This is a genomic window from Cryobacterium sp. MLB-32 (assembly GCF_000738085.1).
Lineage (GTDB): Bacteria > Actinomycetota > Actinomycetes > Actinomycetales > Microbacteriaceae > Cryobacterium.
Genome location: NZ_JPRS01000629.1, coordinates 1 through 1,375 on the forward strand (window position 1 = coordinate 1; position 1,375 = coordinate 1,375).

Sequence of the window (1,375 nt, forward strand, 5' to 3'; positions counted from 1 at the left end):
CTCGCCCGTGACTGTCACGGTAGTCCTTCTCCAGCTCACGAACGGCCTTCTTAATGTCGGCCGAGCGGGTCGAGAACTGAGAGGTCAGACGGTCGTCGATTCCGGCGATCTCCACCACGGGGCGCTTACCCGGGGTTACCTCCCGCAGCTCTGTCGCCAGGCCCAGAGCGTCCGTGACGTTCTCCATCACGCGCTGATTGTAGAACTCCGACGCGGCCACGCCCTGGCGGTGCAGGAGCTTGGAATCGATCGTGCGCCACTTCCCGTCGCTGCCCTTAACCTTGTTCGCCACCACCAGGTGATCATGCAACTGCGGGTCGCCGTTTCGGGAATCGTAGTGCCGGAACCGCGTCGCAATCAGGCCGCCCTCCACATCGATCTGCGCGACCCCGTTCGTGCCAGCACGGGTCGCGATCGCCTCACGCTCGAGGTACAGAACAGTGTCCGCGATCGCAGATTCCTGGGCCTTCTCGATCACCTTGCGGGTATCGTCATCACCCAAACCCCACAGCACAGACACGCTCTTAGCCGGCGAGAACACCAGGTCGAACCCAGCGACGGCTTGCTGCGTCGGACGCATCGCCGCGGTAATGAACCGGCCCAGCTCTTCCTTGTCCGCCGGCTGCCGACCCTTCGCCTCCCGAAACGCCTGAGCACCCTCGCGAGCCCGAATCACCCGCCGCTCCGTGACGTTCGGCTCGCGATGATTCATCCGCGTGAAGTCACCGTAACCGGTCTCAATCTTCGCGCTCAAATCCGTGCCACCGGTGCTGTACCCGTAGTACGCGCGGCCCAGCTTCACCGCATCGTGCGCCTCCGCCGCCGTCTTCCCCTGAGCCTGCAAAGCGATGATCATCGCTTCAGCATCCGGGTGCAACCCCTCACCGTACAGAGCCTTCATCTGCTCCTCAGTGACAACACCGGAAACACCCAGCGCAGCCACTCCCCCACCAACCCACACCCCGGGAGGGTTACCGTCCGCGGTGTAGTAATCACCCAGCTCCCGGCCGCTCTCGCGCCGGGCATCACCGGTCGCAACCTCGTTTGTGTAATAGGCATAACCGTCTCCCGCAGAGAGGATATGCACCGTCATCATGAAAGTGACTTTACCTCGTTTATTACTAATGCCAGAGGTGTGACAGATCCAATGACGAAGAATGAGGAATGAGATTGGCCACAATCGGAAAGATTGTGCGGTTTAGGTACGGAGACTGCAAGAGCGAGAAGGAGCTGTGAGGAACGATCAGCGACGACGAACGGTGCAGTCGATGTGCCGAAACCGAGAGAGCTTCTACACTGAGTCCTGGTCACCCGAACTTGGGTCACCCAGCTGCCCTGCGCCCCTCGGGCGTGCCTCCATACTGGAGGTCCCCCA

1 protein-coding gene is annotated in these 1,375 nt (G+C 61.6%); it reads right to left on the reverse strand.

Translation table 11 applies throughout. The features are described from left to right. Positions 1–1,096 (reverse strand): MobF family relaxase (gene mobF / locus JF66_RS20475; RefSeq protein ID WP_035880776.1); only part of this gene is annotated, 1,096 nt, incomplete at its 3' end. Between the last annotated feature and the right edge of the window lie 279 nt (positions 1,097–1,375).